Annotated in this window: 14 protein-coding genes; 11 read left to right on the forward strand and 3 right to left on the reverse strand. The window is 39.3% G+C overall.

All coding sequences use genetic code 11. The features are described 5' to 3' along the window. Positions 1-93: 93 nt before the first annotated feature. The 3 genes from pnp (at position 94) to ACQKEZ_RS14070 (ending at position 4,555) form a co-directional block, all read left to right on the forward strand. The gene (pnp, locus tag ACQKEZ_RS14060) at positions 94-2,211 is read left to right on the forward strand and encodes a polyribonucleotide nucleotidyltransferase (RefSeq protein WP_427301709.1); all 2,118 of its coding nucleotides are present in this window, start codon (positions 94-96) and stop codon (positions 2,209-2,211) included. Between the two features lie 185 nt (positions 2,212-2,396). After that, a complete protein-coding gene (locus ACQKEZ_RS14065) occupies positions 2,397-3,290 on the forward strand; it encodes a polysaccharide deacetylase family protein (protein ID WP_427301969.1) in 894 nt (297 codons plus the stop codon). 32 nt (positions 3,291-3,322) lie between these two features. Then, the gene (locus ACQKEZ_RS14070; protein WP_427301710.1) at positions 3,323-4,555 is read left to right on the forward strand and encodes a M16 family metallopeptidase; all 1,233 of its coding nucleotides are present in this window, start codon (positions 3,323-3,325) and stop codon (positions 4,553-4,555) included. Between the two features lie 75 nt (positions 4,556-4,630). On the opposite strand, the gene ACQKEZ_RS14075 is transcribed toward ACQKEZ_RS14070, so the two are convergent. Then, complete coding sequence (locus ACQKEZ_RS14075; protein WP_427301970.1) at positions 4,631-4,888, reverse strand: acyl carrier protein; 258 nt, start codon at positions 4,886-4,888, stop codon at positions 4,631-4,633. 169 nt (positions 4,889-5,057) lie between these two features. Between ACQKEZ_RS14075 and ACQKEZ_RS14080 the strand changes: the two genes are divergently transcribed. From ACQKEZ_RS14080 to ACQKEZ_RS14090, 3 genes are all read left to right on the forward strand, one after another. Beyond that, entirely contained in the window at positions 5,058-5,984 is a 927-nt protein-coding gene (locus ACQKEZ_RS14080) for an aminoglycoside phosphotransferase family protein (protein WP_427301712.1), read from the forward strand. 180 nt (positions 5,985-6,164) lie between these two features. Further along, positions 6,165-7,934 carry an ABC transporter ATP-binding protein gene (locus ACQKEZ_RS14085; protein ID WP_427301714.1) on the forward strand — a complete coding sequence of 590 codons (1,770 nt, stop codon included), beginning with the start codon at positions 6,165-6,167 and terminating at the stop codon, positions 7,932-7,934. Next, a complete protein-coding gene (locus ACQKEZ_RS14090) occupies positions 7,931-9,649 on the forward strand; it encodes an ABC transporter ATP-binding protein (RefSeq protein WP_427301716.1) in 1,719 nt (572 codons plus the stop codon). The genes ACQKEZ_RS14085 and ACQKEZ_RS14090 overlap by 4 nt, the downstream gene beginning before the upstream one ends. Here the strand turns inward: ACQKEZ_RS14090 and ACQKEZ_RS14095 are convergent. Beyond that, positions 9,636-9,896: an acyl carrier protein gene (locus ACQKEZ_RS14095; protein WP_427301718.1), complete on the reverse strand. Its 261-nt coding sequence runs from the start codon at positions 9,894-9,896 to the stop codon at positions 9,636-9,638. The two genes, ACQKEZ_RS14090 and ACQKEZ_RS14095, sit on opposite strands and share 14 nt — an antisense overlap. A gap of 99 nt (positions 9,897-9,995) precedes the next feature. Here ACQKEZ_RS14095 and ACQKEZ_RS14100 point away from each other — a divergent pair, with 99 nt between their 5' ends. The 4 genes from ACQKEZ_RS14100 to ACQKEZ_RS14115 are packed head-to-tail and all read left to right on the forward strand — an operon-like array spanning position 9,996 to position 13,958. Next, positions 9,996-11,015: a hypothetical protein gene (locus ACQKEZ_RS14100; protein ID WP_427301720.1), complete on the forward strand. Its 1,020-nt coding sequence runs from the start codon at positions 9,996-9,998 to the stop codon at positions 11,013-11,015. A 19-nt stretch (positions 11,016-11,034) separates the two neighbouring features. Beyond that, the gene (locus ACQKEZ_RS14105; protein WP_427301722.1) at positions 11,035-11,622 is read left to right on the forward strand and encodes a CYTH domain-containing protein; all 588 of its coding nucleotides are present in this window, start codon (positions 11,035-11,037) and stop codon (positions 11,620-11,622) included. Beyond that, positions 11,619-12,773, forward strand: coding sequence for a nucleotidyltransferase domain-containing protein (locus ACQKEZ_RS14110; protein ID WP_427301724.1), 1,155 nt, complete (start codon positions 11,619-11,621; stop codon positions 12,771-12,773). Before ACQKEZ_RS14105 ends, ACQKEZ_RS14110 begins: the two co-directional genes overlap by 4 nt. A gap of 15 nt (positions 12,774-12,788) precedes the next feature. Beyond that, on the forward strand, positions 12,789-13,958 hold the full coding sequence (locus ACQKEZ_RS14115) for a hypothetical protein (RefSeq protein WP_427301725.1): 1,170 nt from the start codon (positions 12,789-12,791) through the stop codon (positions 13,956-13,958). On the opposite strand, the gene ACQKEZ_RS14120 is transcribed toward ACQKEZ_RS14115, so the two are convergent. Next, a complete protein-coding gene (locus ACQKEZ_RS14120; RefSeq protein ID WP_427301727.1) occupies positions 13,955-15,040 on the reverse strand; it encodes a serine hydrolase domain-containing protein in 1,086 nt (361 codons plus the stop codon). The two genes, ACQKEZ_RS14115 and ACQKEZ_RS14120, sit on opposite strands and share 4 nt — an antisense overlap. Before the next feature lie 128 nt (positions 15,041-15,168). Here ACQKEZ_RS14120 and ACQKEZ_RS14125 point away from each other — a divergent pair, with 128 nt between their 5' ends. Further along, positions 15,169-16,398, forward strand: coding sequence for a methionine adenosyltransferase (locus ACQKEZ_RS14125; protein ID WP_427301729.1), 1,230 nt, complete (start codon positions 15,169-15,171; stop codon positions 16,396-16,398). Position 16,399 lies beyond the last annotated feature (1 nt).

Consider the following 16,399-nt stretch of genomic DNA (forward strand, 5'->3'; position numbering starts at 1 on the left):
TACAGCTTTCATATTGATATGTGAAAATCATTTTGTTCATAATAATAAGTATAACCTAAAAAATCTCATGATAAGAGAGGAGTTTTTCACAGAATGGGACAAGAGAAACATGTCTTTTCCATAGACTGGGCCGGACGTAAACTGACAGTTGAAACTGGCCAGCTTGCAAAGCAAGCAAACGGAGCAGTCTTAGTACGCTACGAGGATACGGCAGTACTAAGCTCTGCAACAGCTTCTAAAGAACCAAAACCACTTGATTTCTTCCCGCTTACTGTCAATTACGAAGAAAGATTATATGCAGTAGGTAAAATTCCAGGTGGATTTATCAAAAGAGAAGGACGACCAAGCGAAAAAGCGATTCTTGCTAGCCGTTTGATCGATAGACCTATTCGCCCGCTATTTGCTGACGGCTTCAGAAATGAAGTTCAAGTCATCAGTATCGTGATGAGTGTGGATCAAGATTGTTCATCAGAAATGGCTGCAATGTTTGGTTCCTCATTAGCACTTTGTGTATCTGATATTCCATTTGAAGGTCCAATTGCCGGTGTAACGGTTGGGCGTGTCGATGGAAAACTTGTGGTCAACCCAACAGTTGAACAGCTTGAACAAAGCGACATCAACCTTGTTGTAGCTGGGACAAAAGATGCAATTAACATGGTTGAAGCAGGCGCTGATGAAGTACCTGAGGAAACCATGCTTGAAGCGATCATGTTTGGTCATGAAGAAATCAAACGCTTAATTGCCTTCCAAGAAGAAATTATTGCAGCAGTCGGCAAAGAAAAGGTCGATATTCCACTATATGAAGTCGATCAAACACTTGAAAAAGAAGTAAAAGAGCTTGCTGAAGCTGATTTACTGAAGGCAATCCAAGTTCATGAAAAGCATGCACGTGAAAATGCGATTAACACAGTGAAAAAAGCAGTGATTGAAAAGTTTGAGCAAGAAGAACGTGATGACGATACAATGAAGCAAGCCAAAAATATTTTGAACAAATTTGTAAAAAACGAAGTTCGTCGTTTAATTACAGAAGAAAAAGTACGTCCAGATGGTCGTGGTGTTGATCAAATCCGCCCACTTTCTTCAGAAGTAGGACTTTTGCCAAGAACACATGGATCCGGTTTGTTTACAAGAGGACAAACTCAGGCACTTAGTATTTGTACGTTAGGTGCACTAGGTGATGTACAAATATTAGATGGTCTTGGTGTTGAAGAGTCGAAGCGCTTCATGCATCATTACAACTTCCCACAGTTTAGTGTTGGTGAAACTGGCCCAATGCGTGGACCAGGCCGACGTGAGATTGGACATGGTGCATTAGGAGAACGTGCACTAGAGCCAGTTATTCCATCTGAAAAAGATTTCCCTTATACAGTACGTTTAGTTTCAGAAGTGTTAGAATCAAATGGTTCTACATCTCAAGCAAGTATTTGTGCAAGTACTCTTGCGATGATGGATGCAGGTGTACCAATTAAAGCACCAGTTGCAGGAATTGCAATGGGGCTTGTGAAATCTGGTGAGCATTACACTGTTCTGACAGATATTCAAGGTATGGAAGATGCTCTTGGAGACATGGACTTTAAAGTAGCGGGTACATCTAAAGGTGTAACTGCACTTCAAATGGACATTAAAATTGATGGACTATCAAAAGACATCTTAGAAGAAGCCCTTCAACAAGCGAAAAAAGGCAGAATGGAAATTTTAGATAGCATGCTGGCAACACTTCCATCGTCAAGAGGAGAATTGTCTCGCTACGCACCAAAAATCTTAACAATGCATATCAACCCTGATAAAATTCGCGATGTCATTGGACCAAGCGGAAAACAAATTAATAAAATTATCGAAGATACAGGTGTTAAAATCGACATCGAACAAGATGGAACCATCTTTATTTCTTCAACTGATGAAAGCATGAACCACAAAGCGAAGAAAATTATTGAAGATCTTGTAAGAGAAGTCGAAGTTGGACAAATGTATTTAGGTAAAGTCAAACGCATTGAAAAATTCGGTGCATTCCTTGAAATTTTCAGCGGTAAAGATGGCCTTGTTCATATTTCTGAGCTTGCGCTTGAACGTGTTGGAAAAGTCGAAGATGTTGTCAAGATCGGTGATGAACTGCTCGTTAAAGTCACTGAAATTGATAAACAAGGTCGTGTGAACCTTTCACGTAAAGCCGTTTTACGCGAAGAAAAGGAAAAAGAACAGCAAGAGTCATGAAGAGCTAAGAATGACAAGGAGAGAAGCCAGGTTTTCATGCCGGGCTTCTTTCTTTTCTTAGAGGCATCATTAGTTCTAGCTTGTTTCTCTCCAACATATTTTGTGTTATAGAGGAGGGACAAACATTGAAAAGAACTTTGCCGATCATTGTCTTTGTATTTTTATTGCTCGTGTCATTTCAAACCATGAAACAGCCGGCAACTTTGACATACATAGAGTCGATGAAGGAGCAAACTGTGCCTGCATCGGCTTCAAAAGATGCCTTATATAAAGAAATTGAATCCAAGTCTTCTGACTATGAAGTCAAGGCACAAAATGCTAAGATTGATAAAGTGTGGAAAAAGATACCCGGGTTAAATGGTCGTACGGTTGATATTGAAAAATCATATGAACAAATGAAAAAAAGTGCAACTTTCGATGAAAAACTGCTCGTATTTCAAGAATCAAAACCGAACGTACACCTAAAGGACCTTGGTGCCGAGCCGATTTATAAAGGACATTCAGATAAAAAGATGAATGCCTTTTTAATCAATGTTGCTTGGGGTGATGAGTATTTAATCGTGATGTTAGATACACTTAAAAAACACCAAGTCAAAGCGACTTTCTTTTTAGAGGGGAAATGGGTTAAAAATCGCTCGGAGCTTGCAAAAAAAATCGTAGCAGATGGTCATGAAATTGGGAATCACTCATACAATCACCCGGATATGCGCACACTGACAAGAGAACGAGCACAAGAGCAGCTAATGAAAACAAATCGCCAAATTGAAGAATCCCTAGGGAAAAAACCGAAGTGGTTTGCGCCCCCGAGTGGCAGTTTTAAACAAGAGACAGTGAAACTGGCAGCACAACAAGGAATGGAAACCATTATGTGGACGGTGGACACCATTGATTGGCAAAAACCATCACCACAAGTATTACAAAACAGGGTACTAGGGAAAATCCACAATGGGGCGATGATATTAATGCATCCAACAGATTCAACCGCTAAAAGTCTTGATGCACTCATTTTAGGAATCAAAAAAAGAGGTTTTGAGTTAGGAACCGTTTCTGAACTCCTAAGTGAAAAAAGACAACCTTAAATGGATCTGTTTGTGAATAGGAGGAGCAAAATTTGGTCAAAACGTATACTTGCCAAAACGGAGTAAGGATCGTACTTGAAAACAACCCCACTGTTAGATCTGTAGCAATTGGTGTCTGGATCGGAACAGGATCGAGACACGAAACAAAAGAAATTAATGGAATATCACACTTTTTAGAGCATATGTTCTTCAAAGGAACAAAAACTCGTTCAGCACGTGATATTGCAGAATCCTTTGACCGAATTGGTGGTCAAGTAAATGCATTTACATCAAAAGAGTATACTTGTTATTATGCTAAGGTACTTGACTCTCACGCTGGCTATGCGCTTGATGTACTTGCCGATATGTTCTTTCATTCTGCTTTCGATGAAGAAGAGCTGAAAAAAGAAAAGAATGTCGTCTATGAAGAAATTAAAATGTATGAGGACACGCCTGATGATATTGTTCATGACCTTTTAAGCAAAGCGGTTTATGGCGAACACTCATTAGGGTATCCGATTTTAGGAACGGAAGAGACACTTTCGACGTTTAATGGTGACTCGATGAGAAAGTACATGGACGAATACTATACGCCTGATCGTGTCGTCATTTCCGTTGCGGGGAATGTGGAAGATACATTTATATCTGAAGTTGAAAAGCTATTTGGCTCTTACGAAGGAAACGAGCAAAAACGTTCCATGCAGGCACCTGAATTCCATTACGGCAAAATGGCACGAAAAAAAGAAACAGAACAGGCACATTTATGTTTAGGTTTCAATGGTCTTCCAGTTGGTGACAAGAGCATTTACGATCTGATTGTACTGAATAATGTACTTGGCGGTAGCATGAGCAGCCGACTATTCCAGGATGTCAGAGAAGATAAAGGACTTGCTTATTCCGTATTCAGTTATCATAGTTCCTATGCGGATAATGGTATGCTCACAATTTATGGAGGAACAGGCGCAAATCAGTTGAACCTCCTTTCAGAAACGATTTTAAAGACGTTAGACATCTTAAAACGTGATGGCATTACGAAAAAAGAGCTGGAGAACAGCAAAGAGCAGATGAAAGGGAATCTGATGCTCAGTCTTGAAAGCACAAACAGTAAAATGAGCCGAAATGGTAAAAATGAACTACTTCTTGGAAAACACCGCACTCTAGATGAAATCATTGATGAAATTAATAAAGTGACGTTAGACGGTGTGAATACATTGTCTAAACGCATCTTCACAGAAGATTATGCACTTTCCCTTATTAGCCCAACAGGTGATATGCCATCAGCATAAAAAGAAGCAAAAACGGCAGGACTTCATGAGAAGCTTGCCGTTTTTTTGTGTGGAAAATGATCAAAATACAGAAAATTAATTTGTAGCTATTTTCTCTTGAAGCTGGCTGACAATTTTGTTGATCGTAGAAAAATGTTCTGTCAAAAGCTCTTCATCTGCAAATTGAATATCAAAGACTTCTTCTAGCTCTAAAATCAGGGAGACTGCTTTAATAGAATCCAAGCCATGATTGGCGAGCTCTTCATCGACACCAATTGTCGACTTGGGCTCATGGCCTAAAGAACGGAGGACCAATTCTTTTACTTGACTGGACAACGATTGGACATTTGTCATTTCACTCACCAGCAACGCTCCTTTTCTTTGATCATTGATATGATTTACATAAATTAACTATAGTAGAATGAAAAAACATTGTAAAGCTGTTTCTGAATAATTTGTGACTGACGGTCATTCTCTTTCTAAGAAAAATTTGGTAGAGTGGATAAAAAAGAGCAGGGAAGGGATGAAGAGATTGATTCATATAGCTGAACTATCAGACCACATACCATTATTAAAAAGAGCGGAATCGCTTACACAAATTCACAAGGGATATTCACATGATGAAAAATATTTGGTCACAATGCCGTCAGGTGAAAAGTACGTACTGAGGCTAACCGATACTGCGAATAATGAAAAAAAGAAAACAGAATTTGAAGTACTTACTGAGCTGAGAAAACGCCATGTCAAATGTCCTCAACCAATTGAACTGGGTCTATTGGATAAGCCCCAGCTTTCCTACAATATTTTATCTTTTGTAGAAGGGAAGGATGCGAAAGAAATTCTGACACACCTGACAGAAAAAGAGCAGTATCAACTTGGTGTGAGTGCAGGAAAGGATTTAAAGAGAATGCACGAGTATCCGGCACCACCTGACATTGAACCGTGGGAGAAACGTGTGATCAAAAAGCATCATCGCTATTTAGATGCCTACAAATTAAGCGGAATGAAGTTTGAAGGAGATGCACAGATTGCTGATTTTATTGCACAGCACATAAATATCGTCAAAGATCGACCAAATCAATTCCAACATGACGACTTTCATGTCGGAAATATTATTGTGCATCAAAAGCAATATGCTGGAGCTATTGACTTTAACAATTATGATTGGGGAGATCCCATCCATGATTTTTATAAAGTCGCCTTGTTTAGCAGAGAAAAAAGCGTTGCCTTTTCAGTTGGTCAAATCAATGGATATTTTGCAGATAACATTCCGAAAGATTTTTGGCTGCTATATTCTGTTTATGTTGCTATGAGTGTATTTTCTTCAATTATGTGGGTCATTAAATTTGATCCACAACAAATGAATGAAATGATGGATAGACTAAAAAAAGTAGTAAAAGATCATGAACAATTTAAGCAACTTGAGCCAATTTGGTATGCACGATATTAAGATAATAGTGAGAATTATAGGACAATTAGGCAGTGATGGAAGTCACTGCTTTTTTTTCTATAATGAGACAAAATGCACATTGTCATGTCAAAAAACATCCTATATAATCCAAATATAGATAATATATTATGTAAAAAAATTCCGTTTTTTGTTGAAAATGAGCAAAAGGCTGGTGATGAATTGAAAAAACCGCAGAAATCGTCGAAACAATTGCTTCAGGTGTATTTATGGACACTCTCATTTTTAAAGCCTTATACAGGAAAGGTGATACTGATCATCATAAGTGGTATAGTCATCACCCTCAGTGAACTGGTTATCCCTAAATTCATTCAATATTTTATTGAAACCATTTTGCCAAACAGAGATTTTTCAAAGGTCAATGTACTACTGTTAGGTCTGACAGGCCTGATTGGAACAGGTATCGTGATGACAGCTGTACGCAATTTGTGGCAAAGAAAATTAATAGAAAAAGCCTCAAGAGATTCACAATTTGCTGCCTTTCAGCAAATACGCCAACTCGGTTTCTCCTATTACGAACAACATTCTGTTAGTGAAACACTCTCCTTCGTGAATACACAAATAAGAGCTGTACAAGAAATTTACAGACGTTATTTCCCTCAATTTATTAATCAAGCACTATTTATTGCTATTTCCCTTTATTTTATGTTGCAAATATCCATCCAACTCACTTTATTAATGATTCCAAGCTTTTTACTTTACTATGTCTTTGGTCCGTTACTTGAAAAAAAAGCAACCGTTTATGGCAGAGAAAGTGCCGAAGGTTTTCGTAGTTTACAGACGAAGCTGTATGAAAGTCTTGCCTCAATGGAAGAACTCAGAATGCTCGGTTTTCTAAACTGGGATACGCAACGAATACGTGACCTTCATCAAAAAGTACAGAAAAGCCATGAAAAAAATGTGTTTTTCGCATATCTTCGAGGAAGCAACCGTCGTTTAACATACTATATTGGTGCACTGGCGACATTCGGTGTAGGTGTATATCTTGTTCAAAATGGTCAGCTCTCAACAGGTGGATTTGTTGCTTACACACTTTACTATTTCTCCGCAATGCACATGTTGACTTCTCTTGTCACCATTTTAACAGAACAGCGCATCCTAACTTATCAAATTGAACCACTTTATCACTTTATGAAAAAAACACCCGATATCATCGAACCTGAGGAGCCGACCTTACTTGATCATGTGAAAGGAGATATTATCTTTCACCATGTGAATTTTAACTATCCTAGCCAGCCATCTCTTTTGAAAGACATCCATTTACATATAAAGTCTGGAGAAAAAATTGCCCTCGTAGGAGAGAGTGGAGGAGGCAAAACCTCAATGCTCAAGCTCATTGGCAGATTTTATGATCCGTCATCTGGTGTGATATCACTCGACGGAGTTGACCTGCGTCATTTAAGCTTTAGCACGCTACGAGGTGCGATGGGATTTGTTTTTCAGGAAACCTTTTTATTTAACATGAGTGTGAAGGAAAACATTCGTTTTGGTCAGCCTAATCTATCAGATGAGCAAATCATCGAAGCAGCAAAACAAGCAGATTGTGACTCCTTTATCACTGAAATGGAAAACGGTTATGACACTGTACTTGGTGAAAGGGGAATGAAGCTCTCTGGAGGGCAGAAGCAAAAAATCGCCATTGCTAGACTTATCGCAAGAAAACCAAAAATTGTCCTCCTTGATGAAGCGACAGCGTCTCTTGACAGCGCAAGTGAACAAAAAGTGCAGCAAGCACTTCAGAATATTTTTAAAAACAGGACGGTTATTGCTATTGCTCACCGACTATCAACCATCAAACATTTTGACAGAATTTTGTTTATGGAAGGTGGTCGCATCGTGGAAACTGGTAGCTTTGAAGAACTGATGAGTATAAGAGGGCATTTTTATCGATTGGCATCAGATCAAGCGATGAAGGAGGCTGGCGTTTCATGAATAAAAACTGGCTCATCTCCTTTATAGCGAAACAAAAGTGGCTGTTTTTCTTATCTTTTATCTTCGTTCTAATCGAGGCGGTCGCAAATTTAGCGATGATTGGTTTACAAAAATGGCTCATTGACGATGTCCTTCTTAGTGGAGGAAGTGAACGTTTTCAAACAATCCTGCTACAATTTGCGTTTATCTTTTTGACGTATGTGCTGATGTTTACACTAAGTCCATATGTCATGCATAAAAATTATGTGGCGATTCATCACTCGCTACAACAAAGCATGATGGACTGTCTGCAACATACCCCGATGCAATCATTCAAAAAGCATCCAGCAAGCTATTATTTGCACAAGCTGAACCAAGATGTGAAAACAGTGGCAGCTACAGCTGCATTGCATGTGCCAAAAAGTGTACAAACGATTTTCACAGCTACTATTTTGTCAGTGATTCTTGTCTTTGTCAGTCCAATCTTATTTTTCCTCCTTCTTGGAACAAGTGCCTGCTATTTTTGGATTGGAAAGAGAATGGGGAATTCGGCAACGAATATTGCTAAGGACGTGCAAGAAAAAAAGTCAGCTTTATTTGTTCACATTGAAGAAGGCATTTCATCGACAAGGGAAGTTGTTGCATTCGACAGACGCAACTGGGAAATAAGCCTGTATGAAAGACTGTTCAATAAGATGATGGCTTCTGTGATCAAAGAAGGGAAATTTCAAAATAAGCTTCTTTTTTTAACAGAGCCTTTAAAGTGGGTAGGCATACTTGCTGTTCTCATTTTTGGCACTTATCAAGTCGCAGCTGGCAGTATGTCGATTGGCTTATTTGTAGTGGTATATCAATACGCTTCGCAGTTGATGAAAAGTTATCAAGAATTGTTTCAGTTTGTGTTTGAATTTTATAACAATCGTGCTTCTGTCCATCGTATAGCCGATGTGTTAAAAACAGAAAGAGAAAATGTGGGAGAGATTGAGTTAACTGAAGCTGTTCAAGACATAGCGTTTTGCCATGTATCTTTCTCTTATGAAAAAGAAACTCAAAGTGCTCTTGCCTCTCTCAGTCTTCGTATTCCACAAGGAAAAAAAGTAGCCATCGTTGGCGCAAGCGGAAGTGGAAAATCTACTATTTCAAAGCTTGCTACTGGACTCTATCGGCCAGCAAGCGGTCATATTTTAGTGAACGACATTGACTTAGCAAAAATCAATCACACAACTTATTTAAAACGAATGGCTGTTGTGCCGCAGGAACCTTATTTTTTCCCTGATACGATTCGGGTAAATTTGGTCATGGGTCTTGCAAATATCACAAATGAACATCTTGATCATGTGTGTGAGATAGCCCAGATTTTAAGCTTTATCCAAGGGCTTGAAAATGGATATGAAACCGTTATCGGTGAAAGAGGAATCTCCTTATCTGGAGGCCAAAGGCAGCGATTAGCAATCGCTAGAGCCATGTTGAAAAATGCCGATATGTTGATTTTGGATGAGGCTACTTCTGCACTTGATCGTCGAACCGAATTTCTTGTCCAGCAGGGAATTGACGACAACCAAAAAGGGCAAACAATGCTTGTAATTGCCCATAGACTGTCGACCATTCAAAATGCAGATTTGATCTATGTGATTGAAAATGGAAAAGTGGAAAATAGCGGTACTCACGAGGAGTTGATGAAAAACTCCCCGAGATATCGCGCTTTATTCCAGGCTCAGGTCGTTACAGCGTCTTAGCAAGTTTGCTTTTCACTAAAGTGACAATTTGCTCTAAGGTGCGGAAATGATCGGGATGTAATTCTTCATCTTCAAACGCAACATGGAATAAGTCTTCGAGTGAAATAACAAAGGAGACAATTTGAACAGAATTTAAACCTAATGCTTTTAGGCTATCATCACTGTGTGGCTTTTCAGCCAGCGATAGCTTGTCCATGATGAGTTTGATAATCTTACTTTCTACTTCTGACGTTTTCATTTCATTCATGTCGCTGCTCCTTTCTTATCAAGATCAATATCTATTATATTTTGGGTGATTTAGGAAAAAAATGCAATTGGTTTTACAAATCTTTTATAAGGGGTTGTGATGTCATTGCCATATGTAAGCTATCAAAAAAACGATGTCAACGTCATTTTAGGTGCAGAAACAGAGGTTCAAGAGATTGTGATGAGTAAAGTTCGGCCCTATATTCAATACAGGCAAACCGACAGAAAACACGAATCATCCGCTTGGACCATTCTAACAGGATCATATCAGCTTCAGCTGAACAAGGAGATCCATTTAAAAGAAGTGTTCTATGACACTGAAATGGAGCCACGCTGTCGCTATTTGTATAACGGGGAGAAAAAAATTATCATGATCGATCAACCTGATGATGTCCGCTGGGTCGCACAGCATGCCCTTCGTTTGATCAGGGTACTGCTTCGGCTTATGTGCTATCAAAGTGGAATTATCTATATGCACGGCGGAATGATGGAGTTGAATGAAAAAGGGATTGTGTTTATTGGCGGATCAAGAGCAGGAAAGACTTCTACCATTCTATCTTTATTGGCGTTAACTGATGCCCGTTACATCACAAATGATGATATTGGGATTGAACACAAGAATGAAGCTTATTTTGGAACGGGATGGCCTCGGTCGATGAGCATTCGAAAAGATTCATTTGATGCCATTGAATCTTTAGGGTCCAAGTATCGCCTTTCCAGTTCTTTGCACCCTTACAATCAAGAGAACAAACAATATCATTTTGTATACCCTGAGGAGCTTGAAAAATGGTTTTTACGACCTATTAAAACAGATGGGAGGGTTCATGCGATTGTTTTTCCAACGTTTCTACCTTACGAGAAAACCGGGGCGACTCTCGAAAGAATTACTCAAGCAGAAGCAGCAGAACGTTTAAAACAGCATGCAGTGATTAACCCCGGAAGACATAATGAATTTTTATTGCCATTTTTTTCACTCCCAGAAAAAGAATCCATGGTGCCATTCTTTGAAAAACTGTCGCAGCGGATTCCTTGCTACTCATTAAAACAATCTTTTTCCTCTTTGGAGAAAGGGACAGCTCTTATTAGTGAACTATTTGAACGATCTGACATAGTGGTCTAAAGCAATCTGGAGGTGAGGCATGATCGAGCTAGAATATAAATATTTACTTTTAAAGGAAGCGTATGATGATATTCACCAATTGCTACAGAAATCATATGAGCCATTGTATGTACTGAATTTCAATTACTACTATGATACGCCAGATTTCGCATTTGAACAGAATGGCTACACCGTTCGCATTCGTCAAGTTCATGACCAGCTAACACTTGATGTCAAAAGCCCTAGTCATACAAAGGGATACAAAAGAATGAGAGATGAAACTTCTATACCTATTGATTACTTTCCGCAAAAACTTGTTTTAAAGGACTGGCTGAACACTCTGCCTGCCACAGTATCATGTGATGCCGATCTGCTCGGTTTATTGGTCACTGAGCGGCAGACCTTCTTTTTAGAAGAGGGGGTTAAAGCTGATCTAGATAAAAGTAGTTATCTTGGTGTAACAGATTATGAGCTTGAGATTGAATTTGAAAGTGAGAAATCTGAGGAAGCAAAGAGTTGGTTTTTAAAATTAACAGATGGTTTAGAAATACCGACAAATCGAAAGGGCAAGAGAACTCGTTTTTTAAGCAGGTTTAAGCAGCTTTATGAAAAGGAGGAATGCACATGACCTTCACTTTGGATCATACGACGTTAACAAAGGAGCAGTTTTTGTTACTGTTAGCTTCACGTATTCAATTAACTGAACAAGAAGAAGAAGCTGTAAAGAACATCCTGAAAGATGGAATTGAAATGCCAAAACTGATTGCACTTGCGGTCAGACATAAAGTGCTTCAGCTCATCACACCGCATTTGATCCGGCTAGATGAAGGGAAACATATCAGTACATCCTACAAATTTTTGCTCCATTACAACTATATAGGCAACCGTCAAAAGAATGTAGAAAGATTTAAAGAATTCCAGAGATTACTGAACTTGTTTAAGCGTTCTAAGATGAAAGTGATCCCGCTAAAGGGTGCTCTTTTGACACCACTTATTTACAAAGACTATGGACTGAGGATGATGTCAGACATTGACTTTTTAATTCGTCCAGAAGATCGAAAAAAAGCTTCGCAATTGCTAAAAGATGAAGGCTATACCATTGGTAAATATGACTGGGTGAAGGATGAAGAGATACCCGTCAACCGTGAAGAGGAAATGATGTGGAGAATGAATGCTGGCAACCTCTATTCGCACATCAAACGAAGCGGAGAAGAATTTTTAAAAGTACACCGTGTAGACTTTTCGTATGATGTTGAACTAAAGAAAGATTATAAAGCAACTGGTGCACTGCTTGAAGCTGCTGAAGAAAATGAATTATTTGATACAACTCCTTATCTACTTCAACCGCTCGATTTTCTGATCCATCTTGCCTTTCATTTATATAAGGAGGCAACAAATGTACAGTATGTGTATCTACATGCCGATTTAAACATGATCAAGTTTTGTGATGTAAGAGAATACATGCTGTATCTGGAAAAAAAGGGTCAGCTTGACTGGGATGCTTTGCAAAAAAGGGCAATAGAGGTGGGAGCAAATGAGGCGCTCTATTACACGTTTACTTTTTTAGATGAGCTCTATCATGAACACTATGTTGATAAAATTAAGCTCCTTCATATCAACGATCAATCGTTTTTAGAAGGATATGGTATGAACGACTACGGTTCATCTAAGGTTTGGAAGAAATCCTTTGTTGAGCGGTTTTTCAGCCTTGATAACCGAGATGAAATCGAAGAAATCCCGGAAGTACAGCTTTTTCCAGAGAGAGGTAACAACCGCTAAATAGGAGGGATCGTTATGGAGTTAGAAGTGTTTTTAACAAAGCCAGAAAGTGACTTTCCGTATCAAAAATCTTTTGTTTTTGCCGGTATCCATTTCAAGGTGCTATCAATGGAACCTGAAGTCATTCAAGATATTGACCATTATATTTCGCCTGAAGTTTTGAATTTGGAAAATATTCATGATTCATTCATTGAAATACGTTTCGCTGTGGATCAATCGCTTGAACAAAAGATCCGATCACAGTGTTTTAAAGGTGAGACCATCACAGCGAAAAGAAAATTTACTTACAAGCGCCTTCAAAGGAAATCTACCGTGTTATTTGCTTCTTATGAAGGAGATACGCCTCACAGTGTGGTGGTTGATGACGGACGTTTTGCAGTGATTGGAGAGAGCAAAACGGAGTCGGCCATTCGATGCCCACTTCGAATTGTAAGAGAGGTTGCGCTTAGAACATTAGAAAACAGAGGTGGCTGCTTTACACATGCGGCAGCAGTTTCCTTTGAAGAAGGAAAAAAAGGGGCATTGATTATAGGAGATAAAGGAGCAGGCAAATCAACAACAATGTGGCAATTTCTGCTTTTTGGACAAGCGGATTTTATTACAAATGACCGTTCCATCTCTCTTTTAAAAAACAATACGCTTACTGTGTACGGCTGGCCGATGTGTCTAGCACTTGGGTTAGGTACTGTTCAAGCGACTGTGGACCTAGGAGAATTGCGCAATAGAACATTTAGCCGAAAACAAGATGAAAGAATTTGGAGTGAAGCCATCTCCACTGAAGAAGAAGCAAAACAGAAGTGGGCAAGTGACTGTAAATTTGAAATTACACCAAAGGAAGCAGCTGAAATCACTGGAACAACCATCCGCAGCTCTACGAATGTCAATGTTGTTATTTTCCCTGAACTCCAAATAGGTTCAGGTGACATAAGGCTTATTCCAGTAGAAGAAGATGATCAAAAAGCGAAGGACATTTTATTGTCAAATATCCGAGAGCCTGAAGATCCGGATTATTTAAAGGGATGGCTAGGCCTTCGTGATGTCTCAGATACCTATCTTGAAGAAAAGGCATCTGAGCTGATCACTCATTTGTCTCAAATGCCGTGTTTCTACTTAAAAGGTGACCCACGTAAGCTGAAGGAAGCCATCCCTGAGCTTTTAAAAATGAAAGCAAGTACTGCCTTCTAAGTTGTTGTCTGCCTAAGTAAACGATTTAGCCTCTCTTTTCGTTTACTGCTCTCATTTTTGTTTGCTGGAAGCATGATGTCAAGAAGCATTTGGCCGATGCGCCGTGCTAGTCGCTCGTCAGAATTTAAGAGAACACATACACCCAGTTTTACGTTCGGTACAAACCCAATATAGGAGGTGAAGCCCTTAACTTCTCCGCCATGTTCAGCAATGGTGAAGCCATTGAGAGGTCTTAAAAACCAAGCAAGGCCAGTCCCTCTACTGAAATCCTGCTCAAGCATCACTGGACTTTGCATCTCTTTTAATGAATAGCGATTGAGCAGTTTACTTCCTTCAAATTGGGCATGGATAAATCGAATCAAATCTTCAGCTGTTGAAAAAAGACCACTTGTACCGTCTTCCCATGAGGGATGCTGAGTACTTGGGTAGGAGATTTGCTTTAGTCCGGATGGAGAAAGTGTGTAACCTTGCGCTACATTGGCGGTTTCGATAAAACCTGTTTGTTTCAACTGTAGAGGTTCAAGAATATTGGATGCGACAAGCTGTCGATATGATGATCCAGCTACCCTCTCTAGCACCTTGCTTAAAATCGAGTAGCCAAGACTAGAATAATTGATGATAGACCACGGAGGTGTGAGGATCGTCAACATTTCAATGCATTCTTCCATTGTCATCTGCCGCATATCCTCTGCCTGTTCGATTGTTTTAGGTAAACCCGAGATGTGTGATGCTACCATTCGAAAGGTAATAGGAACAGAATCTGAAAAGTTTCTTTTCACTAAATCTAGCAATGGTTCATATGTAGAAAGCGATTCGTCGAGCCTAAACAGCCCTTTGTCTCGTAATTGCATCATTAACATGGCAGTAAAAGGTTTTGTTACAGAACCTACACGATAAATGGTGTCTTTTGTGACTGGTATATCGTCTTGCGTATGAGCAAAGCCATGATGTAAAGACCAGATTGTCTGAGCATTGTGAGAAACACAAATGGAACATCCTGGAATTTGATGCTGTTTGAGCAATTCCTTCAACTCTGCTTCTTTTTCTTGTAAACGCTCAATCATCATTTCATCTTCCAACATGAGCACCTCTTTCCATTAGAATATATATATTTTACCAAATGTCTTGTTTTTAAAAAGTGTCATTTTTTAATTATTGAAAAATATGTATGTTTTACTCATTTAAATCAAAAGAAAGCGGGCGAGATGTGATGATAACAATTCCAAAAACAATTCTTGATATTTTAAAGGACGATAGTCAGGATATTGAACAAATTCCTTATGAACTTGTGGAAAGAAAAGGTGTGGGGCATCCCGATACGATGTGTGATGCGATCGCAGAGAGAGCCTCTCAATATTACGCGCAATACTGCATGAAGCATTTCGGTAGAGTGGCGCACCACTGGTTTGACAAGGTGATGCTTCTTGGCGGCGATGCCGATGTTCAGTACGGTAAGGGGACAATGGTGAAACCGTATCAAGTTGTGTTTGCTGGTAAAGGTGCATATGCTTATGCCGATCACCCGATTCCACTTGAACAGATTCTATTTGATGCAGCAAAGGATGTTTTGTCAGAGGTGACAACTGGTTTTGATCCGGAGAATCATCTTGTGATAGATTGCAGAATTGTTGATCATCAAGGAGCTGGACGAAAAAATTCTAGATACCGCCCAATGAAAGAAGAAGAATTGATTGAAATTGGTGATCAAAAGCTTGTCTCGAATGACTGTAACTTACTTCATGCTCACGCACCGCTCAGCCGTCTTGAGAAACTAGTGTTATATACAGAGCGATATGTGAATGGGCCCATCTTCAAAAAGGAAAATCCTGATACAGGCTGGGACGTGAAAATCTTTGGAAGTAGACGACAAGAAGACTTTAAGTTGATCGTCAATATGCCATTTTTAGCCAAGGATATTCATAGCCTCGACCAATATTTTGAACGTAAAAAAGAATGTCAGGAGCAAATAGCTCATTATATCCACGAAACATTAGGGTTGACGCCAGATCTGATGTTAAATGCTACAGATCGTAATGGTCGTCCATATTTAACGGCACTTGGATCGGTAGCTGATACTGGAGATGTGGGTGTTGTCGGAAGAGGCAATAGGTTGAATGGTCTTATTACTCCAATGCGTTCAATGAGTATTGAAGCACCTGCTGGCAAAAACCCTCTTGATCATACTGGGAAATTATATGGCGTTCTTGCTCAAAGACTTGCAGATCAAATTTATGAAGAAATTCAAAAGCCGGCAGAAGTGCACATCTTCACTTCGAAAGAGGCTCCACTTCACAATCCTGATGAGATTGCTGTTCGTATCCAGAATTGGAACGAAGATGCAAGTGAGAAGAAAAGAGTAGAGGAAATTGTGACAAGTGCAGTTCATGCGATGGGAGATATCACAAAGGATCTTATCTTTAAAGGGATTACAATGTGGTAAC

Origin of the sequence: Bacillus sp. NPDC077027 (genome assembly GCF_050269555.1) — a bacterium.
Taxonomy (GTDB): domain Bacteria; phylum Bacillota; class Bacilli; order Bacillales; family Bacillaceae; genus Bacillus.